Source organism: Pseudomonas sp. USTB-Z, assembly GCF_019691255.1.
In the GTDB taxonomy this organism is placed as follows: domain Bacteria; phylum Pseudomonadota; class Gammaproteobacteria; order Pseudomonadales; family Pseudomonadaceae; genus Aquipseudomonas; species Aquipseudomonas alloputida.
This window is the reverse complement of sequence record NZ_JAECZP010000009.1, coordinates 59,911-85,740: the sequence shown is the minus strand read 5'-3', so window position 1 is coordinate 85,740 and position 25,830 is coordinate 59,911. Positions and strand designations below refer to the sequence as shown.

The 25,830-nt window shown below is 61.6% G+C and carries 20 protein-coding genes and 2 pseudogenes; 17 read left to right on the top strand and 5 right to left on the bottom strand.

What is annotated here, in order from left to right; genetic code table 11:
* Window positions 1-138: 138 nt before the first annotated feature.
* On the bottom strand, window positions 139-555 hold the full coding sequence (locus tag I8746_RS12670) for a lysozyme inhibitor LprI family protein (protein ID WP_088513488.1): 417 nt from the start codon (window positions 553-555) through the stop codon (window positions 139-141).
* Window positions 556-840: 285 nt separating this feature from the next.
* On the opposite strand from I8746_RS12670, the gene I8746_RS12665 reads away from it, so the two are divergent.
* From I8746_RS12665 to I8746_RS12635, 7 genes are all read left to right on the top strand, one after another.
* The gene (locus I8746_RS12665; RefSeq protein ID WP_003255700.1) at window positions 841-1,818 is read left to right on the top strand and encodes a dipeptidase; all 978 of its coding nucleotides are present in this window, start codon (window positions 841-843) and stop codon (window positions 1,816-1,818) included.
* A 76-nt stretch (window positions 1,819-1,894) separates the two neighbouring features.
* A complete protein-coding gene (locus I8746_RS12660; protein ID WP_011953247.1) occupies window positions 1,895-2,425 on the top strand; it encodes a DUF5943 domain-containing protein in 531 nt (176 codons plus the stop codon).
* Between the two features lie 15 nt (window positions 2,426-2,440).
* Window positions 2,441-4,501, top strand: coding sequence for a dimethylglycine demethylation protein DgcA (gene dgcA / locus I8746_RS12655; protein ID WP_003255697.1), 2,061 nt, complete (start codon window positions 2,441-2,443; stop codon window positions 4,499-4,501).
* A gap of 178 nt (window positions 4,502-4,679) precedes the next feature.
* A complete protein-coding gene (gene dgcB / locus I8746_RS12650) occupies window positions 4,680-6,632 on the top strand; it encodes a dimethylglycine demethylation protein DgcB (RefSeq protein WP_004575952.1) in 1,953 nt (650 codons plus the stop codon).
* Entirely contained in the window at window positions 6,632-7,864 is a 1,233-nt protein-coding gene (locus I8746_RS12645; RefSeq protein ID WP_221100733.1) for an electron transfer flavoprotein subunit alpha/FixB family protein, read from the top strand. The genes dgcB and I8746_RS12645 overlap by 1 nt, the downstream gene beginning before the upstream one ends.
* 10 nt (window positions 7,865-7,874) lie before the next feature.
* Complete coding sequence (locus tag I8746_RS12640) at window positions 7,875-8,645, top strand: electron transfer flavoprotein subunit beta (protein ID WP_003255694.1); 771 nt, start codon at window positions 7,875-7,877, stop codon at window positions 8,643-8,645.
* A gap of 600 nt (window positions 8,646-9,245) precedes the next feature.
* Window positions 9,246-10,073, top strand: coding sequence for an RHS repeat-associated core domain-containing protein (locus I8746_RS12635; RefSeq protein ID WP_221100732.1), 828 nt, complete (start codon window positions 9,246-9,248; stop codon window positions 10,071-10,073).
* Between the two features lie 80 nt (window positions 10,074-10,153).
* Here I8746_RS12635 and gbcA read toward each other — a convergent pair whose 3' ends face one another.
* Window positions 10,154-11,446 carry a glycine-betaine demethylase subunit GbcA gene (gene gbcA, locus I8746_RS12630; protein ID WP_011953250.1) on the bottom strand — a complete coding sequence of 431 codons (1,293 nt, stop codon included), beginning with the start codon at window positions 11,444-11,446 and terminating at the stop codon, window positions 10,154-10,156.
* Window positions 11,447-11,741: 295 nt separating this feature from the next.
* Here gbcA and gbcB point away from each other — a divergent pair, with 295 nt between their 5' ends.
* Both gbcB and I8746_RS27585 read left to right on the top strand, forming a co-directional pair.
* The gene (gene gbcB / locus I8746_RS12625; protein WP_017148040.1) at window positions 11,742-12,842 is read left to right on the top strand and encodes a glycine-betaine demethylase subunit GbcB; all 1,101 of its coding nucleotides are present in this window, start codon (window positions 11,742-11,744) and stop codon (window positions 12,840-12,842) included.
* A 230-nt stretch (window positions 12,843-13,072) separates the two neighbouring features.
* Window positions 13,073-13,657 (top strand): RHS repeat-associated core domain-containing protein, encoded by a 585-nt coding sequence (locus I8746_RS27585; protein ID WP_014755083.1) that lies wholly within the window; start codon window positions 13,073-13,075, stop codon window positions 13,655-13,657.
* Window positions 13,658-13,659: 2 nt separating this feature from the next.
* On the opposite strand, the gene I8746_RS27580 is transcribed toward I8746_RS27585, so the two are convergent.
* Window positions 13,660-14,523 carry a methyl-accepting chemotaxis protein gene (locus tag I8746_RS27580; RefSeq protein WP_404940831.1) on the bottom strand — a complete coding sequence of 288 codons (864 nt, stop codon included), beginning with the start codon at window positions 14,521-14,523 and terminating at the stop codon, window positions 13,660-13,662.
* A pseudogene (locus I8746_RS27575) lies at window positions 14,515-15,270 on the bottom strand (MCP four helix bundle domain-containing protein); the annotation flags it as partial. The gene I8746_RS27580 and the pseudogene I8746_RS27575, both read right to left, overlap by 9 nt.
* Before the next feature lie 281 nt (window positions 15,271-15,551).
* On the opposite strand from I8746_RS27575, the gene I8746_RS12610 reads away from it, so the two are divergent.
* The 4 genes and pseudogenes from I8746_RS12610 (at window position 15,552) to I8746_RS27565 (ending at window position 18,340) form a co-directional block, all read left to right on the top strand.
* The gene (locus I8746_RS12610; protein ID WP_003255686.1) at window positions 15,552-15,782 is read left to right on the top strand and encodes a hypothetical protein; all 231 of its coding nucleotides are present in this window, start codon (window positions 15,552-15,554) and stop codon (window positions 15,780-15,782) included.
* Window positions 15,779-16,081 carry a cell division protein ZapA gene (locus I8746_RS12605; RefSeq protein WP_003255684.1) on the top strand — a complete coding sequence of 101 codons (303 nt, stop codon included), beginning with the start codon at window positions 15,779-15,781 and terminating at the stop codon, window positions 16,079-16,081. Before I8746_RS12610 ends, I8746_RS12605 begins: the two co-directional genes overlap by 4 nt.
* A gap of 321 nt (window positions 16,082-16,402) precedes the next feature.
* Window positions 16,403-17,476, top strand: a pseudogene (mcpH, locus tag I8746_RS27570) (methyl-accepting chemotaxis protein McpH); the annotation flags it as partial.
* 126 nt (window positions 17,477-17,602) lie between these two features.
* Window positions 17,603-18,340 carry a methyl-accepting chemotaxis protein gene (locus tag I8746_RS27565; RefSeq protein ID WP_370588310.1) on the top strand — a complete coding sequence of 246 codons (738 nt, stop codon included), beginning with the start codon at window positions 17,603-17,605 and terminating at the stop codon, window positions 18,338-18,340.
* A gap of 138 nt (window positions 18,341-18,478) precedes the next feature.
* Here I8746_RS27565 and I8746_RS12595 read toward each other — a convergent pair whose 3' ends face one another.
* Complete coding sequence (locus tag I8746_RS12595; RefSeq protein WP_011953255.1) at window positions 18,479-19,519, bottom strand: low specificity L-threonine aldolase; 1,041 nt, start codon at window positions 19,517-19,519, stop codon at window positions 18,479-18,481.
* A 324-nt stretch (window positions 19,520-19,843) separates the two neighbouring features.
* Here I8746_RS12595 and I8746_RS12590 point away from each other — a divergent pair, with 324 nt between their 5' ends.
* From I8746_RS12590 to I8746_RS12575, 4 genes are read left to right on the top strand one after another with little or no spacing between them, the layout of a single operon-like run.
* The gene (locus tag I8746_RS12590; RefSeq protein WP_003255681.1) at window positions 19,844-21,097 is read left to right on the top strand and encodes a serine hydroxymethyltransferase; all 1,254 of its coding nucleotides are present in this window, start codon (window positions 19,844-19,846) and stop codon (window positions 21,095-21,097) included.
* Window positions 21,098-21,112: 15 nt separating this feature from the next.
* Window positions 21,113-22,363, top strand: coding sequence for a sarcosine oxidase subunit beta family protein (locus tag I8746_RS12585; RefSeq protein WP_003255680.1), 1,251 nt, complete (start codon window positions 21,113-21,115; stop codon window positions 22,361-22,363).
* A gap of 14 nt (window positions 22,364-22,377) precedes the next feature.
* Window positions 22,378-22,713 carry a sarcosine oxidase subunit delta gene (locus I8746_RS12580; protein ID WP_003255679.1) on the top strand — a complete coding sequence of 112 codons (336 nt, stop codon included), beginning with the start codon at window positions 22,378-22,380 and terminating at the stop codon, window positions 22,711-22,713.
* Window positions 22,710-25,724: a sarcosine oxidase subunit alpha gene (locus I8746_RS12575; RefSeq protein WP_003255678.1), complete on the top strand. Its 3,015-nt coding sequence runs from the start codon at window positions 22,710-22,712 to the stop codon at window positions 25,722-25,724. The genes I8746_RS12580 and I8746_RS12575 overlap by 4 nt, the downstream gene beginning before the upstream one ends.
* Window positions 25,725-25,830 lie beyond the last annotated feature (106 nt).

The following is a 25,830-nucleotide window of genomic DNA, read 5'->3' as shown; positions in this document are numbered from 1 at the left end:
TTTGTAATTCCTTGATAGTTGTGAGTTCCAAGACACACATGGTGAGCACGTGGTCTGGGGGCACTATCGAGCAATTACGCAGGGGGCATCAGCGGCACGTTGTTCCCCTGGAGTTGATCCTTCACTCACACGTGCTGATCAATCTTCGGGTGCTGGCTCGTCACTGTTTTGCGCGCCCAGGCTGCGCAAATACTCGGCTCGCTCATCGCTGCGCTGTGCAATGCAGCTGTTCCAGGCGATCTGGTAGGCCCTGCTGCCGGGTTGTTCAGCATGGGTTTCGACCTTGCAGTCTGCATCGCGCAGTTGGCTCCAGACTTTCTCGGCTGCCTCTATTCGCGACATCAGGCCTGCCTCGTCGCCGAACTGATCACGCATGCGCGCGACCAGGTCTTCGTAGGCCGACTGCAGCTCACGCTCGGCGACCTGCTTGTTGAATGCTGCACAGGCGAAGGTTTGCTGGTCGGTCTCCACATTGTCGCAAGGTGTGCTTTCGTCCTCACTGGCCTGGGCCCCGCTCACGATGGCCAGCAGCACCAGCCATGCCATTGATTTCATCCGTTTTCTCCTCAACAGGCTGTCGAATCGCAAGGATTCTCGCTCAGCCAGAGGCCAGGTGGTAGCTCCCTGACCAAATGTTCATGTACCGGCCGCAAATGTCGTTATCGAGACTGTCTCGCATCCCCGGAACACGCGCCAGACGCGCTCTTGTCGCGCATTGACGCTTTCGGCAAACCCCCTGTCGTTTTTGCACCGGGGCGCCTCGGGGCACAGGCATATGCTGGCCTCAAAGCGCCGGCAGAAGGTTTGGCGCGACCCAACTCTATAAAAGGGGACAGCCTGATGAGCCCAGCCGAACTACACGCCGACAGCATCGTCATCGATGGCCTGATCATCGCCAAATGGAACCGCGAGCTGTTCGAAGACATGCGCAAAGGCGGCCTCACTGCGGCCAACTGCACGGTGTCGGTCTGGGAAGGGTTCAAGGCTACCGTCGACAACATCGCGTCCAGCCAGAAGCTGATCCGCGACAACAGCGACCTGGTGATGCCGGTGCGTACCACCGCCGACATCCGCAAGGCCAAGGAACTGGGCAAGACCGGCATCCTCTTCGGCTTCCAGAACGCCCATGCGTTCGAAGACCAGATCGCTTATGTGGATGTGTTCAAGCAGCTGGGCGTGGGCATCGTGCAGATGTGCTACAACACCCAGAACCTGGTGGGCACCGGCTGCTACGAGCGTGACGGCGGGCTGTCCGGCTTCGGTCGCGAGATCGTTGCCGAGATGAACCGTGTCGGCATCATGTGCGACCTGTCCCACGTTGGCTCCAAGACTTCCGAAGAAGTCATCCTCGAATCGAAAAAGCCGGTGTGCTACTCGCACTGCCTGCCCTCGGGCCTGAAAGAGCACCCGCGCAACAAGTCGGACGAAGAGCTGAAGTTCATCGCTGATCACGGCGGTTTCGTTGGCGTCACCATGTTCGCGCCGTTCCTGGCCAAAGGCATTGACTCGACCATCGATGACTACGCCGAGGCCATCGAGTACACCATGAATATCGTCGGTGAAGACGCCATCGGTATCGGTACCGACTTCACCCAGGGGCACGGCCAGGACTTCTTCGAATACCTGACCCATGACAAGGGCTACGCCCGCCGCCTGACCAACTTCGGCAAGATCATCAACCCGCTGGGCATTCGCACTGTCGGCGAATTCCCCAACCTCACCGAGACCTTGCTGAAACGCGGCCACTCCGAGCGTGTGGTGCGCAAGATCATGGGCGAGAACTGGGTCAACGTCCTCAAGGATGTCTGGGGCGAGTAAGCCGCTCTCCAAGCCTGATAGCCCCTGCCAGCAACGCCGGGGCACCCACAAAAAAATTTTATGGAGTTGAGTTTCCATGGCCAAAATCGCCCCGCAATTGCCAATCGAAGTCGACAGCGAGACCGGTGTCTGGACCAGCGACGCCTTGCCGATGCTGTATGTGCCGCGGCATTTCTTCGTCAATAACCACATCGGCATCGAGGAAGTGCTGGGCGCCGACGCCTATGCCGAGATCCTCTACAAGGCTGGCTACAAGTCTGCCTGGCACTGGTGTGAAAAAGAGGCCGAGTGCCATGGCCTGGAAGGCGTGGCGGTGTTCGAGCACTACATGAAGCGCCTGAGCCAGCGCGGCTGGGGCCTGTTCGAGATTCAGGATATCGACCTGGATAAAGGTACCTGCAGCGTCAAGCTCAAGCACTCTGCGTTCGTGTACGTCTATGGCAAGTGCGGCCGCAAGGTCGACTACATGTTCACCGGCTGGTTCGCTGGCGCGATGGACCAGATTCTCGCTGCCCGCGGCAGCAATATCCGCACCGTGGCCGAGCAGGTCTATGGCGGGTCGGAAGAAGGCCACGAAGATGGCCTGTTCGTTACAAAGCCGTTGTAAGCCGGAGATAGCGTCATGGCATTCGAAGCAATGTTTCAGCCGATCCAGATCGGCAAACTGACCATCCGCAACCGTGTGCTCAGCACCGCGCACGCCGAGGTCTACGCCACTGACGGCGGCATGACGACCGACCGCTATGTGAAGTACTACGAAGAGAAGGCCAAGGGCGGCATCGGCCTGGCCATCTGTGGCGGCTCGTCGGTGGTTGCCATCGACAGCCCGCAGGAATGGTGGGCATCGGTCAACTTGTCGACCGACCGCATCATCCCGCACTTCCAGAACCTTGCCGACGCCATGCACAAGCATGGCGCCAAGATCATGATCCAGATTACCCACATGGGCCGCCGCTCGCGCTGGGACGGCTTCAACTGGCCGACGCTGATGTCGCCATCGGGCATTCGTGAACCTGTGCACCGCGCCACCTGCAAAACCATCGAGGTGGAAGAGATCTGGCGGGTAATCGGCAACTACGCGCAGGCTGCGCGTCGCGCCAAAGAGGGCGGCCTGGACGGCGTGGAATTGTCGGCGGTGCACCAGCACATGATCGACCAGTTCTGGAGCCCACGGGTCAACAAACGTACCGACGAATGGGGCGGTACCTTTGAAGGCCGCATGAAATTCGGCCTGGAAGTACTGAAAGCCGTGCGCGCCGAAGTGGGTGACGACTTCTGCGTGGGCATGCGTATCTGTGGTGACGAGTTCCACCCTGATGGCCTCAGCCACGAGGACATGAAGCAGATCGCTGCCTACTACGACGCCACCGGCATGCTCGACTTCATCGGCGTGGTCGGCTCGGGTTGCGATACCCACAACACCCTGGCCAACGTCATCCCCAACATGAGCTACCCGCCGGAGCCGTTCCTGCACCTGGCAGCCGGTATCAAGGAAGTGGTCAAGGTCCCGGTGCTGCACGCGCAGAACATCAAAGACCCGAACCAGGCCACGCGCATCCTTGAAGGCGGCTACGTGGACATGGTCGGCATGACCCGTGCGCACATGGCCGACCCGCACCTGATCGCCAAGATCAAGATGGGCCAGATCGACCAGATCAAGCAGTGCGTCGGTGCCAACTACTGCATCGACCGCCAGTACCAGGGCCTGGATGTGCTGTGCATCCAGAACGCCGCGACCTCCCGTGAGTACATGGGTGTGCCGCACATCATCGAGAAGACCACCGGCGTCAAGCGCAAGGTGGTGGTGGTTGGCGCAGGCCCTGCCGGCATGGAAGCGGCCCGCGTGGCTGCTGAACGCGGCCACGACGTGACCCTGTTCGAGAAGAGGGACCAGATTGGCGGGCAGATCACCATTGCCGCCAAGGCCCCGCAGCGTGACCAGATTGCCGGTATCACCCGCTGGTACCAGCTTGAGCTGGCTCGCCTGAAAGTTGACTTGCGCCTGGGCACTGCCGCTGATGTGGCGGCGATCCAGGACCTGCGCCCGGACGTCATCGTGCTGGCCGTAGGTGGGCACTCGTTCCTGGAGCAGAACGAGCACTGGGGCGCCGCTGAAGGGCTGGTGGTCAGCAGCTGGGATGTGCTCGATGGCAAGGTAGCGCCGGGCAAGAACGTGCTGGTGTACGACACCATCTGCGAATTCACCGGTATGTCGGTCGCCGACTTCATCGCTGACAAGGGCAGCCAGGTCGAGATCGTCACCGACGACATCAAGCCAGGCGTGGCCATGGGGGGGACCACCTTCCCCACCTACTACCGCAGCATGTACCCCAAAGAAGTGATCATGACCGGCGACATGATGCTGGAAAAGGTCTACCGCGAAGGCGACAAGCTGGTGGCGGTACTGGAGAACGAATACACCGGCGCCAAGGAAGAGCGCGTGGTCGATCAGGTAGTGGTCGAGAACGGCGTGCGGCCTGACGAAGAGCTGTACTACGCGCTCAAGGAAGGTTCGCGCAACAAGGGCCAGATCGACGTGGAGGCGCTGTTCGCCATCAAGCCACAGCCGATCCTCAGCCAGCCGGGCGAAGGCTACCTGCTGTACCGCATCGGTGACTGCGTGGCCCAGCGTAACGTGCATGCGGCGATCTACGACGCCTTGCGCCTGTGCAAGGACTTCTGATCGTTAACAGTCGCCGCCATCGGGCGCGATCCCTGTAGGAGCGGGTTTACCCGCGAATGCGTCAGCACTGACAACACTGTTGCCTGACCGAACGCATTCGCGGGTAAACCCGCTCCTACATGGGGCCAGTCTCGCCCTCTGGTCGGCGCAAGAATCCAGCTGTTTGTGGGAGCCTCCCATGTTGAACACCCTTCTACCCATCCTGCTGTTCGCTGCCCTTGGCCTGGCAGTGCTCGGTGCCTTGCGCCGGGTGCGCATGTGGCGCCGTGGCCGGCCGTCCAAGGTCAACCTGATCGGCGGCCTGCTGGCCATGCCGCGCCGCTACCTGGTGGACCTGCACCATGTGGTTGAGCGCGACAAATACATGTCCAAGACCCACGTGGCCACTGCGGGCGGCTTTGTGCTGTCTGCTGTGCTGGCCATTCTGGTGCATGGTTTTGGCCTGCAGAGCAAGATCCTCGGCTATGCACTGCTGGTAGCCACGGTGATCATGTTCACCGGTGCCATCTTTGTCTTCAAACGCCGCCTGAACCCGCCCTCTCGTCTGTCCAAGGGCCCGTGGATGCGCCTGCCGAAGAGTTTGCTGGCGTTCGCCGTGAGCTTCTTCATTGCCACCCTGCCGGTCGCCGGTATCCTGCCGGCCAACACGGGTGGTTGGGTGATGGTCGCCGTTCTGGGCCTGGGCGTGCTGTGGGGTGTGTCGGAGCTGTTCTTTGGCATGACCTGGGGCGGCCCGATGAAGCACGCCTTCGCCGGTGCCTTGCACCTGGCCTGGCACCGCCGTGCCGATCGCTTCGGCGGCGGCCGCTCCACCGGCCTCAAGCCGTTGGACCTGGAAGACCCGAACGCACCCCTTGGCGTGGAAAAGCCGGTGGACTTCACCTGGAACCAGCTGCTGGGCTTCGATGCCTGCGTGCAGTGCGGTAAATGTGAAGCCATGTGCCCGGCCTTTGCCGCTGGCCAGCCGCTGAACCCGAAAAAACTCATCCAGGACATGGTCATCGGCCTTGCCGGTGGCACTGACGCGCAATTTGCCGGTAGCCCATACCCTGGCAAACCAATCGGCGAACACGGTGGCAATCCACACCAGCCGATCGTCAATGGCCTGGTCGACGCCGAAACGCTGTGGTCCTGCACCACCTGCCGTGCCTGCGTCGAGGAGTGCCCGATGATGATCGAGCACGTCGATGCCATCGTCGACATGCGCCGCCACCTCACCCTGGAAAAGGGCGCAACCCCGAACAAGGGCGCCGAGGTGCTGGACAACCTGATCGCCACCGACAACCCCGGCGGCTTCGCCCCCGGCGGGCGCATGAACTGGGCTGCCGACCTTAATCTGCGGCTGCTGTCTGAAGTGAAAGCGACCGAAGTGTTGTTCTGGGTCGGTGATGGTGCCTTCGACATGCGTAACCAACGCACTTTGCGTTCGTTTGTCAAAGTATTGAAAGCCTCGGGTGTGGACTTCGCCGTACTCGGCCTGGAAGAGCGCGACAGCGGCGACGTGGCGCGTCGTCTGGGCGATGAGGCGACCTTCCAGCAACTGGCCAAGCGCAATATCCAGACCTTGGCCAAGTACAAGTTCCAGCGCATCGTCACCTGCGACCCGCACAGCTTCCATGTGCTGAAGAACGAATACGGCGCCCTGGGTGGTGACTACCAGGTGCAGCACCACAGCACCTACATCGCCGAACTGATCGCGGCCAAGAAGCTCAACCTGGGCCAACACAAGGGCGGCAGCGTCACCTACCACGATCCGTGCTACCTGGGCCGCTACAACGGCGAGTACGAAGCCCCGCGCGAAGTGCTCAAGGCGCTGGGTATCGAGGTGCGCGAGATGCAGCGTTCGGGCTTCCGTTCCCGTTGCTGCGGTGGTGGTGGCGGTGCGCCGATCACTGACATCCCTGGCAAGCAGCGTATTCCCGATATGCGCATGGACGACATTCGTGAGACCGAGGCCGAGCTGGTAGCCGTGGGTTGCCCGCAGTGCACCGCCATGCTTGAAGGCGTGGTCGAGCCGCGCCCACAGATCAAGGACTTGGCCGAACTGGTGGCCGACGTGCTGATCGAGGAGGACGCATCCACTGTCCCAAAGCCGCAAACGGCTAAACGTGAACCTGCGGAGGTGCACTGATGAGCGACATTATCCGCCGCGACCCACGCGCCGAGTGGATCGCCCGTAACCGCCTGCACCCGCTGCATGCCGCGATGCAGACGCAACAGACCAGCTGGATGGGGCCTAACGGCATCATCCGCAAGAACCCACATGCGATTGCCGCGGGCTTTGTCGGCCCGGCCGGTATCAAGCGTATCGACCGCAGCGGCGCCCAGCAGGGCACCGGCGCGGGCGGGCGGCGCACGGCAACAGTCGAGGTCAAGTTGCCACTGCACCAGGTGGCGGCGCCGGCGTTCTACATTGCCGTGGTGCCGGACATGGTTGGCGGCCGCCTGAGCAGCCACGACCGCGACCTGCTTGGCCTGGCCCACAGCCTGGCCGGCAGCGACGGGGCGGTGCTGGCCGTGGTGTTCAACGAGCACAAGGAAAGCAACTTTTCCACAGCCGGTGTCGACCGCCTGCTGGTTATCGAAGGCGAGGCCTTTGAAGGTTATGCACCGGAGCAACTGGTGCAGGGCCTGCGGGCTGTGGATAACCAGTTCGCGCCGCGCCACTGGCTGCTGCCCGACAGCCGCACCGGTGGCGGTGAACTGGGTCGGCGCCTGGGCGCCGCGCTGGGCGAGCGCCCGGCAACGCGGGTATGGCAGATCAAGGACGGCCAGTGCATTGGTCGCGCCGGTGCCGGCCAGCAAGACCTGCAACGCACCGTGCCGCGCCTGATCCTGGCGGCGGCCGAGTGCGCCGAACCGGTCAGCGAAACCCGTCACGAAGCCTTGCCGGTGGAGTTGTCCACAAGCGTGGCACGCAGCCTGCCGCGCATCGAAGACCTTGGCTCGGTGGCCGTCGACCCGGCCACCATTGCCATGGCCGAAGCGGAGTTCATCGTCTCGGGCGGCAACGGTGTCAAGGACTGGGACCTGTACCACAAGGCCACCGCAGCCCTCGGCGCTACCGAAGGTGCCTCGCGGGTGGCGGTGGACGACGGCTTCATGCCGCGTAACCGCCAAGTGGGGGCTACCGGCACCTGGGTTACCGCGCGTGTCTACGTGGCTGTGGGTATCTCGGGCGCGATCCAGCACCTGCAGGGTATCGGTGCCTGCGACAAGGTGGTGGCGATCAATATGGATCCAGGCTGCGACATGATCAAACGGGCTGACCTGTCGGTGATTGGCGACAGCTCGGCGATTCTCAAGGCGCTGATCGAGGCTGTGGACAACTACCGCAGCGGCGGCCAGCGCGACGCGGCATAAGGGCACGAGCATGAGTACGAAAGTGATCAGCCTGGTTTCCATTGGTGCCCACCCCAGCTCTGGCCGCGCCCGCCGCGCCGAGCAGGATGCCCGTGCCGTGGAGTTGGGTTTGCAGCTGGCTGGGGATAACTTGCAGGTGGTGCATGCGGGCGATCCACAGGAAGAGGCCTTGCGCGCTTACCTGGGCATGGGCCTGGACCACCTCGACGTGCTGGAGCAACCGGCCGGGGCCGATGTGCTGGGCGTGCTGGGCGATTATCTGCGCGACGCCGGGGCCCAACTGGTGCTGACCGGCAGCCAGGCCGAGACTGGCGAGGGATCGGGCATGTTGCCGTTCCTGCTGGCCGAAAAGCTCGGCTGGCCGCTGATTGTCGGGTTGGCCGAAGTGGAGTCGATCGACAACGGCACCGCGCAGGTGTTGCAGGCTTTGCCGCGTGGTCAGCGGCGTCGCTTGAAGGTGCGTTTGCCATTGCTCGCGACTGTGGATAACGCTGCGCCCAAGCCGCGCCAGAGCGCTTTTGGGCCTGCGCGCCGGGGGGTATTGGCGGCGCGTAATGTGGCCATTGTCGAAGATGAGCTGTTGGCTGAAGCCGAGTTGCAACCGGCCCGTCCAAGGCCCAAGCGCTTGAAGGTAATCAAGGCCAAGAGTGGCGCCGACCGCATGAAGGCCGCGACGGCCAAGGCCAGTGGCGGTGGTGGCAAGGTGCTGAAGGACGTTTCGCCGCAGGAAGGCGCTGAGGCGATCCTCAAGCTGCTGGTGGAAGAGGGCGTCCTGCGCTGAAGCAGGAGGGCTAGAGGTCTCTTTTTGGGAGCGCCCCGGCAAGGGCGCTCCCCTCATTCAATACTCAGCATCGAGCGAGCGCTTTTGCCCACCAAATCTGTTCGTCAAGGTGTGGATAAAGTGTTGGTGCATGTCCACAGGCCTTGTGCGGCGGGTTCTTCAGGGTTTTGATCAAAAACCGTTCAGGGACTGTACCAGTCGTCGTAAACGCACAAGCCAGCATCTTCCTGATTTTGCCCACAATCGCTGTTAGCCGGTCTGTGGATAATCTGTTCGGTTACGGCTGCAGGCTGCGTCGTTCAAGGTTTTGATAGATTTGTTCAAAAAATGATCATTTCGTCTGAATCCTGCTTGTTCCTTGAAAAACAGGGCATTGAATCGCTTATCCACAACCTTATTGCACACATTTCATCGTTTGCTCACAAAGTCTGTTGGTCTCTCTGTGGACAAGGTGTATGAACTCCGCTGCAGCCCAGTGAGAATGAGGGCTCCGCCAATATGATCAAATAATGATCAGCGTTCTGCCTGACATTTTTGCTAGTACTCAAAATTTCAATCAGCCATTACCGTGTCCACAACTCCCTGTTTTGTGGATCACTCATGGCGACATTCTTGTTGAGCGCCGATCGGCAACTATCAGTTCTGCATGGGTTAGCCTTCAGCCCGCGGGTTTATTCGCCTTACGGCATCATGAACGCAGCGCCTGTACCAGGGCTTGCATTCTGTGGGCAGTATCAAGACCCCTTGACTGGCAGTTACCCATTGGGAAATGGCCATCGCTTCTATAGCCCAAACCTGATGCGATTCATTACGCACGACAGGCTAAGCCCATTTTCCAGGGGGGGGATCAACAGTTACGTCTATTGCGGCGCTGATCCCGTGAATCGCCATGACCCGAGCGGAGCGGCCTGGAGCATCTTGCTCAGGTCCGTCAGTGTGGTGTCCAGTGCTGCCACTTTGGTCGGTTCTGTGGTGCGTACCGTCAAGAATGTAGTGGGGCGCCGGATTGCTTTCAAGGCCAGGATTACTAACTCAGGAAGGGAAACCCCGGTTGTTCATAATGAGTTACCCCATTTATCTAGGGTATCCAACCAGCAGTTCTTCATAACGGGGAGCGCAGGTCTTGCTGGGCAAGTGATCGCTGCGACCTCTGGTGTGACGCCAGCCTTGCAAACGGCTACGGATGTATTGGGCCTGGTGAACTCAGTGACTAACCTTAGCGGTGGATTGACTGGCAACCTTGCTGCAGCCCGTGAGGTAGGCAGGTACTTTTGGAGATATCCGCGTGAAATCCCTGGCGTGGCACTGGAGACGTTAATGGACGTCACAATGATGGACGAGATGGCCGCTAACGTGGGTAGAGGGTTGACAGCAGTTGCGAACAGGATAAGTTTCTGGAGAACGCCTACCTATGAGGTTCAGGTCTAGCACTGGCCCTCAGTGGCTGTAGGTGGCTTGATGCGCTCCGACCTGAAATCAGTCGGAGCGCTGTAAGCCTAGTTGCGTATTTACTGCGCCTGCACTTCCTTCAGATACGGCGCCGGCTCTGCTCCCAGGTTGTTCAGCATCCGCCCGCTGTACCAGTCAATGAAGTTCACCACACCAAACTCGTAAGTCTTCGAATACGGGCCGGGTTGGTACGCGGTGGAGTTGATCCCACGCTGGTTCTCTTCCGCCAGACGGCGGTCTTGGTCGTTGGTGGCATCCCACACCTTGCGCATGTTCTCGGGGTTGTAGTCCACACCTTCGACGGCATCCTTGTGCACCAGCCACTTGGTGGTGACCATGGTCTCCTGGGCGCTGATCGGCCACACGGTGAACACGATCATGTGGTCGCCCATGCAGTGGTTCCACGAGTGCGGCAGGTGCAGGATGCGCATCGAGCCCAGGTCCGGGTTCTTGATGCGACCCATCAGCTTCTGGCAGGCCTGCTTGCCGTCCATGGTCATCGACACGGTGCCCTTGAGCAGCGGCATGCGCACGATGCGGTTACGCAGGCCGTGGCTCTTGTGCAGGTAAGGGATCTTCTCGGCTTCCCAGGCAGCGGCGGAGGCGGCCACGTGGTCCTTGAATTCCTGGCTGGCACGCGGGTCGTTGGTATCGTCCCATTCCAGCAGGGTTTGCAGCAGTTCCGGGTGCGAACCGGAGCAGTGGTAGCACTCGCGGTTGTTTTCCAGCACCAGTTTCCAGTTGGCCTTTTCCATCAAGGTGGTCTGCACCGCCACCTTGGTGTTCTCCATGTCGTACGGTTCCATGTAGTGCTCGAGCGTGGCCAGGAACTCGTCGATGGCGGGCGGGTTTTCCGCCAGGCTGATGAAGATGTAGCCGCCGGCCACCTTCACGTTCACTGGCTTCAGGCCATATTCCTTCATGTCGAAGTCGGCGCCCATCTCGGTACCGGCGAACAGCAGGCGACCGTCCAGTTCGTAGGTCCACTGGTGGTAGTGGCAGACCAGCTTGGCCACCTTGCCTTTGTCGCTCACGCACAGGCGTGAACCGCGGTGACGGCAGACGTTGTGGAAGGCGTGCACCTTACCTTCGGCACCACGGATAACGATGATCGGGTTCTTGCCGATCTGCAGGGTGATGTAGTTGCCTTTCGCCGGGATCTCGCAGGTCATGCCGGCGATCAGCCATTCTTTGTGGAAGATCTCCTGCATGTCGATTTGGAACAGACGCTCGTCGGTGTAGAAAGGCTGGGGCAGCGAGTAGGTTCGCTCGCGGGTCTGCAGCATCTCGGCGGTGGCCTTGCGTGCAGGTTCCAGTGGATCGCCCAGGCTCAGGGTTGCGGTGACGTCCATCGTGTATTCCTCGGGGCCGTATGCGGCCGGCAAAAGGTGGCTAATCGTTGTTGTGGTGCCGCAAGGCTGCTTGTCAGAAAACAGCATGTTGTTTTGCCGTGGAGTGTGCGTCCGAAGACGCCGCGAACCGTATCCATGGGCGACATGGCCGATTTGAATAACGACGCGCCAGCCCTTGTATCGCGGGGCTGGTCGCGATAAGCACGCCGATGTCGCTGGCAGGAATGTACGTCGCTCTCAGCTTGCGCATTATCCAAGCCATATAAAGCCCGATAGTCGGCCGCTGGAGATGAACATGTCCGATACCTTCCTCAATCCGGTCACTACCCAGACCTGGGCCAACGGCCGCCACATCGTGCGCTGCGTCAAGGTCATCCAGGAGACCTGGGACGTGCGCACCTTCTGCTTCATGGCCGACCAGCCGATCATGTTCTTCTTCAAGCCAGGGCAGTTCGTCACCCTGGAGCTGGAGATCGAAGGCAAGCCGGTGATGCGCTCCTACACCATCTCCAGTTCGCCGTCAGTGCCGTACAGCTTCTCGATCACCGTCAAGCGTGTGCCGGGTGGCCTGGTGTCGAACTTCCTGCACGACACCATGCACGAAGGCGCCGAGCTGCCGGTGCACGGCCCGGTGGGGCTGTTCAACGCCATCGACTTCCCTGCTGGCAAGGTGCTGTACCTGTCGGGCGGCGTCGGTATTACCCCAGTGATGTCGATGGCGCGCTGGTTCTACGACACCAATGCCAACGTCGACATGGTGTTCGTCCACAGCGCCCGTTCGCCGAAAGACATCATCTACCACCGCGAGCTGGAGCAGATGGCGTCGCGCATCCCCAACTTCAGCCTGCACATCATTTGCGAAAAGCATGGCCTGGGCGAGCCGTGGGCGGGTTACCGCGGTTACCTGAACCAGCGGCTGATGGAGTTGATTGCGCCGGACTACATGGAGCGCGTTGTGTTCTGCTGCGGCCCGACGCCGTACATGACGGCGGTCAAGCGCATGCTTGAAGCGGTCGGCTTCGACATGAAGAATTATCACGAGGAGTCGTTCGGCGCGACGCCGGCGGAAGCCAAAGCCGACGCCGTGGAGCACGCCGAGCAGGCGGCCGATGCACCTGAGCTGGACGTTTCCGACCTCAATCTGGTGGAGTTCATCGGCAGCGAGAAGAGCATCCGCGTTGCCCCGGGCGAGACCGTGCATGCTGCGGCAGCCAAAGTTGGCCTGATGATCCCCAAAGCTTGCGGCATGGGCATCTGCGGCACCTGCAAGGTGCTCAAACTGGGCGGCGAAGTAGAAATGGAGCACAACGGCGGCATTACCGAAGAGGATGAAGCCGAGGGCTACATCCTGTCGTGCTGCAGCGTGCCGAAAGGGGATGTGCGGATCGATTACTGATTCCAGATAGCGGGGCCCCGGCAGGTACCTCGCTAACCCCTTTGCGCCCTGTCATTTCTGTCAGTAATCATGAGGGGCCGTTGGCTATAGAATATGCTCTACAAAAAAGGGGGGGCATGGTGGACGAAGGAATATTGCATCTCCATTTATCCAGCTCATTCTTGCCCAATGCTGGCCGTAGGGTCTGCGCATATAGCCCCTATGGTGTAGTTCATGACAATGGCGCTGCTATGATCGCATTCAATGCTGAACTGCGTGACAGCGCTACCAGTAATTATCTGCTCGGAAAAGGCAGGCGTATGTACAGCCCAGCATTAATGCGATTTCTCAGCGCGGATCGGCTAAGCCCCTTCTCGCGGGGAGGAATCAATGCATACGCTTACTGCCATGGGAATCCTGTCAATCGAGTGGACCCCACTGGCCAATACAGCGTCACCAAGGTAATTGCGAACACTGTATGGCTTGGAAAGCGTGCCAAAGCGTCTATGTCCAATCTTAAGGGGCTCAAGCGGCTAGACGATAGGAACAAATGGGTAAAGAAGGTCGGCGTAGTGATGGTTGCGGCGGGAGTGCCGGGTGCTAACTGGGTCAACGTGGCAAGCTTTGCTGTAAAAATGGGAAGCGCGACAGTTGATGTCGGCTTCTTCTTTGGCCGTAAGGCTGTTGACTATTTTGTCATGCATAAAGTCAGGCCCATGATAGCGGGGATTCTACCGCCCAATGGGCTCTCGCGTGTCAATAGTGCCCCTCCTGTGTCGCAGGTCACGCAAGTTCGGGAGGGGCTCTTATCAAGGCGGCATAGCAGTGCCTTTTAGGCTCAGGTGCGGAACCGCGCCACCAAACTATTAAGGTCCACCGCCAACCGCGACAGCTCTGCACTCGCCGCACTGGTCTGATGGGCACCGGTAGCGCTCTGCACCGACAGGTCATTGATGTTCACTAGGTTGCGGTCCACTTCCCGCGCCACCTGTGCCTGTTCTTCCGCCGCGCTGGCAATCACCAGGTTACGCTCGTTGATCTGCGCTACCGCCCCGGCAATCGTATCCAGCGCCATGCCTGCACCGCGGGCGATGTTCAGCGTCGATTCGGCGCGTTCGGTGCTGGTGCGCATCGACTCAACCGCTTCTTCGGTACCCCCCTGGATGCTGCCGATCATCCGCTCGATTTCACTGGTCGACTGCTGGGTACGATGAGCTAGCGCGCGCACTTCATCGGCGACCACGGCAAAACCACGGCCCGCTTCACCGGCCCGCGCGGCTTCGATGGCTGCGTTGAGCGCCAGCAGGTTGGTCTGGTCGGCCAGGCCACGGATCACGTCCAACACCTTGCCAATGTCGCGCGACTGTTCGGCCAGGTGAGTAATCAGCTTGGCGGTGGCCTGCACATCACCGCTCATGCGCTCGATCGCACCCACGGTTTCCATCACCAGGTCACGACCATCGCCGGTGGAGCGGCTGGCTTCACTGGACGCTTCTGATGTGCTTACGGCATTGCGCGCCACTTCTTCCACTGCGCTGGTCATTTCGGTGACAGCAGTGGCGGCCTGTTCAATCTCATTGTTCTGCTGCTGCAGGCCACGGGCACTTTCGTCGGTGACGGCATTCAACTCTTCTGCCGCCGAGGCCAGCTGGGTGGCGGAGCCGGCGATCTGCTGCAAGGTGTCGCGCAGCTTGTCCTGCATGCGCGCCATGGCGCGCAACAGCCGGGCGGCTTCGTCGGTGCCCTCTGCGCGGATGGCGTGGGTCAGGTCGCCGTCGGCGACTTGCTCGGCGCATTTGAGTGCTTCTTCGATCGGCTTGACGATACTGCGGGTCAGCAGGAAAGCACAGGCGAAGGTCAGTACGGTGGCGGCAACCAGCAGGCCGATCACCAGGGCGAAAGCGCCGGCATACTGGTTGGCGGCTTTTTCGTTGGTGGCGCGAGTCTGGTCAGTGTTGATGCGTACCAAGGTGTCCATGACCTTGTTGATCTGCTCGGAGTTGGCCAGCAGGTCGCGGTTGAGCAGGTCACGCAATTCATCCAGGCGATCGGCCTGGCTCAGTGTGCGCATGCGCGATTCCAGCTGGCGATACTGGTTGAGCAACTGACCGTACTGGTCGAATGCTGCCTGTTCGTCGGCGGCGACGATCATTGGCAGGTAGGCCTGGCGTGCGCGGTCGATCTGGCTGTTGCGCTGGTCCAGCAGATCGAGGGTATCGCGTTGGGTTGCCGGCTCGCGGTTGAGCAGCAGGCGGTAGGAAAGCGTGCGCATGCGCAGGTTCAGCGCGGTGAGTTCGTCGAGGATCTTGATGCTGGGCACGCTGACTTGCTCGATGGCAACGCCCGCCTGGCGGATGTTGCCCATTTGTACCAGGGAGAAGATACCAAGGCCGAGCATCAGCAGGCCGATGAGCGCGAAGCCGAGAAGCGCGCGCGGGGCGATATTCATGTTGCGTAGGGACATGGAGAGCAGGATCCAGGCAAGTGGGGAAAGAGCGACAAAACATGACTTGCCGGGCTATCGGTCGTGACTGGTTAGTCTTGAATGGGGCCGGGGAAAATTGTGCAACCGCGAACCTTTTCCTGACCGGCGGTTGATCCAGGTCGGAACAAGGGGTCGATTACCCTGTCAATCTGCGGGTCAGACACCTTATGAATCCGATATTTAATGGCGATGGGCCGCACTTTTCTTTATCGTGTGCGCCCCTCGCAACAACCTGAGATAGACCCATGCTGGAAGCTTCCCTGAATCAAATCGAGCAACTGGTCAGCGACCTGATGCAGAAAAACGCTCAACTCATCGAGCAGAACACCGCCCTTGGCCAGGAACTGGCCCAGGCCAAGGAAGAGAACGAAACCCTGCAGCTGTCGCTGATGGAACAGGAAGAGAAGAACGGCGCTACCGCAGCACGCATCCAGGCCCTGGTCGAGCGCGCCAGCGCGGGCGTTGTTGGCGCATGAGACTGCAAGAGCAGCCGATCAATGTCGTGTCGATTCTCGGCATCGACTATTCGATCAAGGCGCCCGAAGGCCAGGAAGAAACCCTGGCCCAGGCGGTACGGATGCTCAACAAAGCCCTTAACGAGACCAAGCGTCAGTACCCGACCTTGATCGGTGACAAACTGCTGGTGCTGGCTGCCCTTAACCTGTGCTCCAAACAGGTCGAACTGCAGAAAGAGCATCAGCAGACCCTTGCGCGAACTCAAGCGCAGATCGACGCCACGGTGGATGCCATCGTGCGGACCATTGCAGAGCAATAAGACCGCACACCTTCCCCTGTAGGAGCGGGTTCACCCGCGAATGCGTCAGTGGCTTCAACACCGCATTCGCGGGTAAACCCGCTCCTACAGGCATCAGCAGACCCTTGCGCGAACTCAAGCGCAGATAGACATCGCTGAGCAATAAGGCCTTACACCGTCCCCCGTAGGAGCGGGTTCACCCGCGAAAGCGTCAGTGGCTTCACACCGCATTCGCGGGTAAACCCGCCTACAGGGTGCATCTGATTGCTTCAGATCACTGGATTAACTGGATACGCAAGTGTATACACTTCCCGCAAAACAATAATGTGCGGGGAGTAGGGCATGCGTATCTGGCGTAAGAGCATCCAGTTGCAATTGATCACCAGCATGGGTGCTGCCTTGCTGGCGAGCATCCTGGTGGTGGTCATTATCTTTACCGTGGCGCTCAACCGCCTCACCGACCGTTACCTGGTCGACACTGCCCTGCCAGCCAGCATCGAAGCCATCCGCAACGACATCGAGCGCATGCTGGGCCAACCGTTGGTCGCTGCCGCGGACATTGCCGGTAACACCCTGCTGCGCGACTGGCTTGCTGCCGGTGAAGATCCTGCGCAGGCGCCCCAGTTCATCGAATACCTGACCGCCGCCAAACAGCGCAACCACGCCTTTACTACGCTGTTCGCCTCGACTGAAACCGGCCACTACTACAACGAGAACGGCCTGGACCGCACCCTCAGCCGCAGCAACCCCAAGGACAAGTGGTTTTACGGTTACATCGACAGCGGCGCCGAGCGTTTCATCAACATCGACATCGATGGTGCCACCGGCGAACTGGCTCTGTTCATCGACTATCGCGTGGAAAAGGAAGGCAAGCTGGTGGGTGTGGCCGGCATGGGCTTGCGCATGACCGAATTATCGAAGCTGATCCACGACTTCAGCTTTGGCGAGCACGGCAAGGTGTTCCTGGTGCGCAACGATGGCCTGATCCAGGTGCATCCCGATGCTGCCTTCAGTGGCAAGCGCCAGCTTGCCGAACAGCTTGGCGCGGACTCAGCCAAAGGCGTCATGACCGGAGGCGAGAGCCTGCGTAGCAGCCGCTTCAGCCGTGACGGTGAGCGCTACCTGGCGCTGGGCCTGCCGCTGCGCGACCTCAACTGGACCCTTGTGGCCGAAGTGCCAGAGTCGGAAATTTACGCGCAAATGCATCAGGCCGTCTGGCTGACCAGCCTGATCGGTGGCGCCGTCGCGTTGGTGTCGCTGCTGTTGGTGGTACTGCTGGCGCGTGGCCTGGTGCGGCCGATCCGCCGCGTTACCGCCGCATTGGTTCAGATTGGCGGGGGAGCGGGTGATCTAAGCCATCGGCTGGACGATTCGCGTCAGGATGAGCTGGGTGACCTGGCCCGTGGTTTCAACCGCTTCCTGGACAGCCAGCGCAGCCTGATCGGCGAGGTGTTAAGTACCTCCGAGCGGCTGCGGCGGGCCGTGGAGCAGGTAACCCAGGTGGTGGACAATACCGCTGAGCGCTCCGGGCGCCAGCAGGAGATGACCGAGATGGTCGCCACTGCTGTACACGAGATGGGCCTGACCGTGCAGGACATCGCCCGCAATGCCGGCGATGCGGCCCAGGCGTCGCAGTCGGCACGAGACGAGGCGTTGCAGGCCCGCGAGGTGGTGCAACGATCCATTCGTGGCATCGAGGGCATGTCGGGCGACATCGGCAAGGCGGCCGATGCGGTCAGCCAGCTGGCCGACGAAGTCGCCTCGGTCGATGAAGTGCTCGCGGTAATCCGCAGCATTTCAGAGCAGACCAACCTGCTCGCGTTGAACGCTGCCATCGAGGCCGCGCGGGCAGGGGAGATGGGGCGCGGGTTCGCTGTGGTGGCCGATGAAGTACGTACGCTGGCCCGGCGCACACAGCTGTCCACCGACGAAGTGCAGCAGATGATCCAGCGCCTGAAGCTGGGTGCAGGTTCGGCGGTGAGTTCAATGCAGGCAGGGCAGCAGGCGACCGGCAGTGGCGTGGAATCGAGCCAGCGCACCGGGGCATCGCTGAGCGCGATTACCGACCAGGTAGAGCACATCAGTGACATGAACCACCAGGTGGCCACGGCTACCGAGGAGCAGTCGGCGGTGACCGAGGAAATCAACCGGACGGTGCAGGGGATTTCCGATTTGGCGCGTGAGACGGCGGCGGAGGTGCAGGGGTGTCGGGAAGAATGCCAGGCATTGCGTGGTCTGGCCGATGACCTGGCGCGCCAGATGGGTGGGTTCAGGCTTTAGATTGCCGGGGCCGCCTTGCGGCCCTTTCGCGACACAAGGCCGCTCCCACAGAGGATTGCATCACCTGCAGGCGAATGCATAACCCCTGTGGGAGCGGCCTTGTGTCGCGATAGAGGGCAAAGCCCTCCCGGCAATCTCTCAGCCAGCAATGATCGCGCGGATATCCGCCGCCAGCTCACGCACCCGCGCTTCTTCGGTATCCCACGAGCACATGAAGCGCGCGCCACCGCTGCCGATAAAGGTATAGAAGCGCCAGCCCTTGCCCCGCAGCGCCTCGATGGCGTGCTCCGGCATCTGCAGGAACACCCCGTTGGCCTCCACCGGGAACATCAGCTCTACGCCCGGCAGGTCACTGACCAACGATGCCAGCAGCTGCGCGCAATGATTGGCGTGGTTGCCATGGCGTAACCAGGCGCCATCTTCCAGCAGCCCGACCCATGGCGCCGACAAGAAGCGCATTTTCGACGCCAGTTGCCCGGCCTGCTTGCAGCGATAATCGAAGTCTTCGGCCAGCTGGCGGTTGAAGAACAGAATTGCCTCGCCCACCGCCATACCGTTCTTGGTGCCGCCAAAGCACAGCACATCCACACCGGCCTTCCAGGTCAGTTCGGCCGGGCTGCAGCCCAGGAAAGCACAGGCGTTGGTAAAGCGTGCGCCGTCCATGTGCAGGTTCAGGCCCAGCTCCTTGCAGGTGGCGCTGATCGCCTTCAGCTCGTCGGGGCGGTACACCGTGCCGACTTCGGTGGCCTGGGTAATGGTCACCACGCGCGGCTTGGGGTAGTGGATATCCTGGCGTTTGAGCGCCACTTCACGAATAGACTGTGGCGTCAGCTTGCCGTTGACGCTGGCCGCTGTCAGCAGCTTGGATCCGTTGGAGAAAAACTCCGGCGCACCGCATTCGTCGGTTTCGACGTGGGCGGTCTCGGAGCAGATCACGCTGTGATAGCTCTGGCACAGCGACGCCAGGGCCAGGGAGTTGGCAGCGGTGCCGTTGAAAGCGAAGAACACTTCGCAGTCGGTTTCGAACAGCTTGCGGAAGTACTCCGATGCACGCTCGGTCCACTGGTCGTCGCCGTAGGCGCGGTCGTGGCCGCGGTTGGCTTTTTCCATCGCCGCCCAGGCTTCGGGGCAGATGCCGGAATAGTTGTCGCTGGCGAATTGTTGGCTCTTGTCTGTCATGGCACGGTCCTGTGAACGACGCAGATCAGCACTCTAAACCATCGATTCAGCACTTGCCTATACAACCCGTGCAGCGATTTCTGTTCATGACTGTGCCGGCCTATTCGCGGGCACGCCCGCTCCCACAATGGTCCTGCAAACGCCAATCACTGTGGGAGCGGGCGCGCCCGCGAAGGGGCCCGCATGGGTGGCACAAAGAGAATGTCGTAAACGCGCCATTGCAAGGCGTGCGCAGGCATCTGACCCGACCCCGCCAGTCATAACATCGCCACAAAGGGCCACAGTGCCCCACGACAAAAAACGATCGCTGCCGGGAGATACACAATGTTCAGCAAGCAAGACCAGATCCAGGGTTACGACGATGCACTGCTGGCGGCGATGAATGCCGAAGAACAGCGCCAGGAAGATCACATCGAGCTGATCGCCTCGGAGAACTACACCAGCAAGCGCGTCATGCAGGCCCAAGGCAGCGGCCTGACCAACAAGTACGCCGAAGGCTACCCGGGCAAGCGTTACTACGGTGGCTGCGAGCACGTAGACAAGGTAGAAGCCCTGGCCATCGAGCGCGCCAAGCAGCTGTTCGGTGCCGATTACGCAAACGTCCAGCCGCACTCCGGCTCGTCGGCCAACGGCGCGGTCTACCTGGCCCTGCTGCAAGCCGGTGACACCATTCTGGGCATGAGCCTGGCCCACGGTGGCCACCTGACCCACGGCGCCAAAGTGTCGTCCTCGGGCAAGCTGTACAACGCTGTTCAGTACGGCATCGACACCAACACCGGCCTGATCGATTACGACGAAGTCGAGCGCCTGGCGGTCGAGCACAAGCCGAAAATGATCGTTGCCGGTTTCTCGGCCTACTCCAAGACCCTCGACTTCCCACGCTTCCGCGCCATCGCCGACAAAGTGGGCGCACTGCTGTTCGTCGATATGGCCCACGTTGCCGGCCTGGTTGCCGCTGGCCTGTACCCGAACCCGATCCCGTTCGCCGATGTGGTCACCACCACCACCCACAAGACCCTGCGCGGTCCGCGTGGCGGCCTGATCCTGGCCAAGTCGAACGAAGAGATCGAGAAAAAGCTGAACGCCGCTGTATTCCCGGGTGCCCAGGGTGGCCCGCTGATGCACGTGATCGCTGCCAAGGCGGTGTGCTTCAAGGAAGCGCTGGAGCCTGGATTCAAGGCCTACCAGCAGCAAGTGATCGAAAACGCCCAGGCCATGGCCCAGGTGTTCATCGACCGTGGCTACGATGTGGTTTCCGGTGGCACCGACAACCACCTGTTCCTGGTCAGCCTGATCCGTCAGGGCCTGACTGGCAAAGACGCCGACGCCGCCCTGGGTCGTGCGCATATCACCGTCAACAAGAACGCCGTGCCGAACGACCCGCAGTCGCCGTTCGTCACGTCGGGCCTGCGTATCGGCACCCCGGCCGTCACCACCCGCGGCTTCAAGGTCGCTCAGTGCGTGGCCCTGGCTGGCTGGATTTGCGACATCCTCGACAACCTCGGTGACGCAGACGTCGAAGCCGATGTGGCGAAGAACGTCGCGGCCCTGTGCGCAGATTTCCCTGTCTACCGCTGAGTGGAGTCACACACCATGCAACGTTACTCGGGCTTCGGCCTTTTCAAGCACTCCCTCAGCCACCACGAAAACTGGCAGCGCATGTGGCGCACGCCAACCCCTAAAAAGGTTTACGACGTGGTCATTGTCGGCGGTGGCGGTCATGGCCTGGCCACGGCCTACTACCTGGCCAAAGAGCACGGCATCACCAACGTTGCCGTAATCGAGAAGGGCTACCTGGGCGGCGGCAACACCGCCCGTAACACCACCATCGTGCGTTCCAACTACCTGTGGGACGAGTCGGCGCACCTGTACGAGCACGCCATGAAGCTGTGGGAGGGCCTGTCCCAGGACCTGAACTACAACGTGATGTTCTCCCAGCGTGGCGTTTACAACCTGTGCCACACCCTGCAGGACATGCGTGACTCCGAGCGTCGGGTCAGCGCCAACCGCCTCAACGGCGTGGATGGCGAGCTGCTGAACACCGCCCAGGTTGCGGCCGAAATCCCGTACCTGGACTGCTCGAAGAACACCCGCTACCCGATCCTCGGCGCCACCGTACAGCGCCGTGGCGGCGTTGCCCGTCACGATGCCGTGGCCTGGGGCTTCGCCCGCGCTGCCGACGCCCTGGGCGTCGACCTGATCCAGCAAACCGAAGTGATCGGCTTCCGCAAGGAAAACGGCGCGGTCATCGGTGTTGAAACCAACAAAGGCTTCATCGGCGCCAAGCGCGTCGGCGTGGTCACCGCCGGTAACTCCGGGCACATGGCCAAGCTGGCCGGCTTCCGCCTGCCGCTGGAATCGCACCCGCTCCAAGCGCTGGTATCCGAGCCGATCAAGCCGATCATCGACAGCGTGATCATGTCCAACGCCGTACACGGCTACATCAGCCAGTCCGACAAGGGCGACCTGGTGATCGGTGCCGGTATCGACGGCTGGGTCGGCTACGGCCAGCGCGGTTCGTACCCGGTGATCGAGCACACCCTGCAGGCCATCGTCGAGATGTTCCCCAACCTGTCGCGTGTTCGCATGAACCGCCAGTGGGGCGGCATCGTAGACACCTCGCCGGACGCCTGCCCGATCATCACCAAAACCCCGGTCAAGAACATGTTCTTCAACTGCGGTTGGGGTACTGGCGGCTTCAAGGCGACCCCCGGTTCGGGCAACGTCTTCGCCGCGAGCCTGGCCAAGGGCGAAATGCACCCACTGGCCGCGCCGTTCTCCATGGACCGTTTCTACAACGGCGCACTGATCGACGAACACGGCGCCGCCGCCGTCGCCCACTAACCGGAGACACCGTCATGTTGCATATTTTCTGTCCCCACTGCGGCGAGCTGCGCTCCGAAGAAGAGTTCCACGCCTCTGGCCAGGCACACATCGCCCGCCCGCTGGACCCTAACGCCTGCTCCGACGAGGAGTGGGGTACCTACATGTTCTACCGTGACAACCCACGCGGTATTCACCATGAACTGTGGGACCACGTTGCCGGCTGCCGCCAGTACTTCAACGTCACCCGTGACACCGTGACCTACGAAATTCTGGAAACCTACAAGATTGGCGAGAAGCCGCAAGTGACCGCCAATGGCAAAGCCGCCAGCGCCACGTCGACCGTCAAAGGCCAAGGGGAAAAAGTATGAGCCAGACCTATCGCCTCGCCAGCGGCGGCCGTATCGACCGCAGCAAGGTCCTGAACTTCACCTTCAACGGCAAGACCTACCAGGGTTATGCCGGTGACAGCCTGGCCGCCGCGTTGCTGGCCAACGGCGTCGACATTGTCGGCCGTAGCTTCAAGTACTCGCGCCCGCGCGGCATCATCGCCGCCGGTACCGAAGAGCCGAACGCCATCCTGCAGATCGGCTCCAGCGAAGCTACCCAGATCCCCAACGTGCGCGCCACCCAGCAGGCACTGTACGCGGGCCTTGTCGCCACCAGCACCAACGGCTGGCCGAACGTCAACAACGACGTCATGGGCATCCTCGGCAAGGTAGGCGGCAGCATGATGCCGCCGGGCTTCTACTACAAAACCTTCATGTACCCCAAATCGTTCTGGATGACTTACGAGAAGTACATCCGTAAAGCCGCCGGCCTGGGCCGTGCACCGCTGCAGAACGATCCTGACAGCTACGACTACATGAACCGGCACTGCGACGTGCTGATCGTCGGCGCCGGCCCTGCTGGCCTGGCTGCTGCACTGGCCGCTGCGCGCAGCGGTGCCCGCGTGATCCTGGCTGACGAGCAGGAAGAGTTCGGCGGCAGCCTGCTCGACACCCGCGAAACCCTCGACGGCAAGCCTGCTGCCGAGTGGGTCAACGCCGTGGTCAAAGAGCTGGAAGGCCTGCCGGAAGTGACCCTGCTGCCACGTGCCACGGTCAACGGCTACCACGACCATAACTTCCTGACCATTCACGAGCGCCTCACCGACCACCTCGGCGACCGCGCCCCGATCGGCCAGGTTCGCCACCGCGTGCACCGCGTCCGCGCCAAGCGCGTGGTACTGGCTGCCGGCGCCCACGAGCGCCCGCTGGTGTACGGCAACAACGACGTGCCGGGCAACATGCTGGCCGGTGCTGTTTCCACCTATGTTCGCCGCTATGGCGTGGCGCCGGGTCGCAAGTTGGTACTGTCGACCAACAACGACCACGCTTACCGCGCCGCGCTGGACTGGCACGACGCAGGCCTGCAAGTGGTCGCCATCGCCGACGCCCGCCACAACCCACGTGGCTCGCTGGTTGAAGAAGCGCGTGCCAAAGGCATACGCATCCTCACCTCCAGCGCCGTGGTCGAGGCCAAAGGCAGCAAGCACGTCACCGGCGCCCGTGTGGCGGCGATCGATGTGCAGGCACACAAAGTCACCAGCCCAGGCGAAGTCCTCGAGTGCGACCTGATCGCGTCCTCGGGCGGTTACAGCCCGATCGTGCACCTGGCTTCGCACCTGGGCGGTCGCCCGGTATGGCGTGACGATATCCTTGGCTTCGTGCCGGGCGATGCGCCGCAGAAGCGTGAGTGCGTCGGTGGTATCAACGGCGTGTATGCCTTGGGCGATGTGATTGCCGATGGCTTCGAAGGCGGCGTCCGCGCAGCCACTGAGGCCGGTTTCAAGGCCACTGTCGGCACCCTGCCAAAAACCGTGGCGCGCAAGGAAGAGGCCACCGTGGCACTGTTCCTGGTGCCGCACGACAAAGGCACCAAGGGGCCGAAGCAGTTCGTCGACCAGCAGAACGACGTGACCGCGGCCGGCATCGAGCTGGCCACCCGTGAAGGCTTCGAGTCGGTCGAGCACGTCAAGCGCTACACCGCGCTGGGCTTCGGTACCGACCAGGGCAAACTGGGCAACATCAACGGCCTGGCCATCGCCGCCCGTTCGATCGGCATCACCATCCCGGAAATGGGCACCACCATGTTCCGCCCCAACTACACGCCGGTGACGTTCGGCGCGGTAGCGGGCCGTCACTGTGGTCACCTGTTCGAGCCTGTGCGCTTCACTGCCCTGCATGCCTGGCACGTGAAGAACGGCGCCGAGTTCGAAGACGTCGGCCAGTGGAAGCGCCCGTGGTACTTCCCGAAAGCCGGCGAAGACATCCATGCTGCCGTCACGCGTGAATGCAAGGCCGTGCGCGACAGCGTGGGCCTGCTGGACGCCTCGACCCTGGGCAAGATCGACATCCAGGGCCCGGACGCGCGCGAATTCCTCAACCGCATCTACACCAACGCCTGGACCAAGCTCGACGTGGGCAAGGCCCGCTACGGCCTGATGTGCAAGGAAGACGGCATGGTCTTCGACGACGGCGTAACCGCCTGCGTCGGCGACAACCACTTCATCATGACCACCACCACCGGCGGCGCTGCCCGCGTGCTGCAGTGGATGGAGCTGTATCACCAGACCGAATGGCCAGAGCTGAAGGTGTACTTCACTTCGGTCACTGACCACTGGGCCACCATGACCCTGTCCGGCCCTAACAGCCGCAAGCTGCTGAGCGAGCTGACCGACATCGACATGGACAAGGAAGCCTTCCCGTTCATGACCTGGAAGGAAGGCAACGTCGGTGGCGTGCCGGCCCGCGTGTTCCGTATTTCGTTCACCGGCGAGCTGTCGTACGAAGTGAACGTGCAGGCCAACTACGCCATGGGCGTGCTGGAACAGATCATCGAGGCCGGCAAGAAGTACAACCTGACCCCGTACGGCACCGAGACCATGCACGTACTGCGTGCAGAGAAGGGCTTCATCATCGTGGGCCAGGACACCGATGGTTCGATGAACCCGGACGACCTGAACATGAGCTGGTGCGTTGGCCGCAACAAGCCGTTCTCGTGGATCGGCCTGCGTGGCATGAACCGCGAAGACTGCGTACGTGAGAACCGCAAGCAGCTGGTGGGCCTGAAGCCGGTCGACCCGACCAAGTGGCTGCCGGAAGGCGCCCAATTGGTGTTCGACCCGAAACAGCCGATCCCGATGGACATGGTCGGCCACGTCACCTCCAGCTACGCGTCCAACTCCCTGGGCTACTCGTTCGCCATGGGAGTGGTCAAAGGCGGCCTCAAACGCATGGGCGAGCGTGTCTACTCGCCGCAGGCAGATGGCAGCGTGATCGAGGCGGAGATCGTGTCTTCGGTGTTCTTCGATCCGAAGGGTGAGCGGCAGAACGTCTAAGGCCCCCGGTCCAACCGGTGCCATGCGTGGAATGAGGTCTCTGTGGGAGCGGGCGTGCCCGCGAAGAGGGCGGTGAATTCAACATCGCATTCGCGGGCATGCCCGC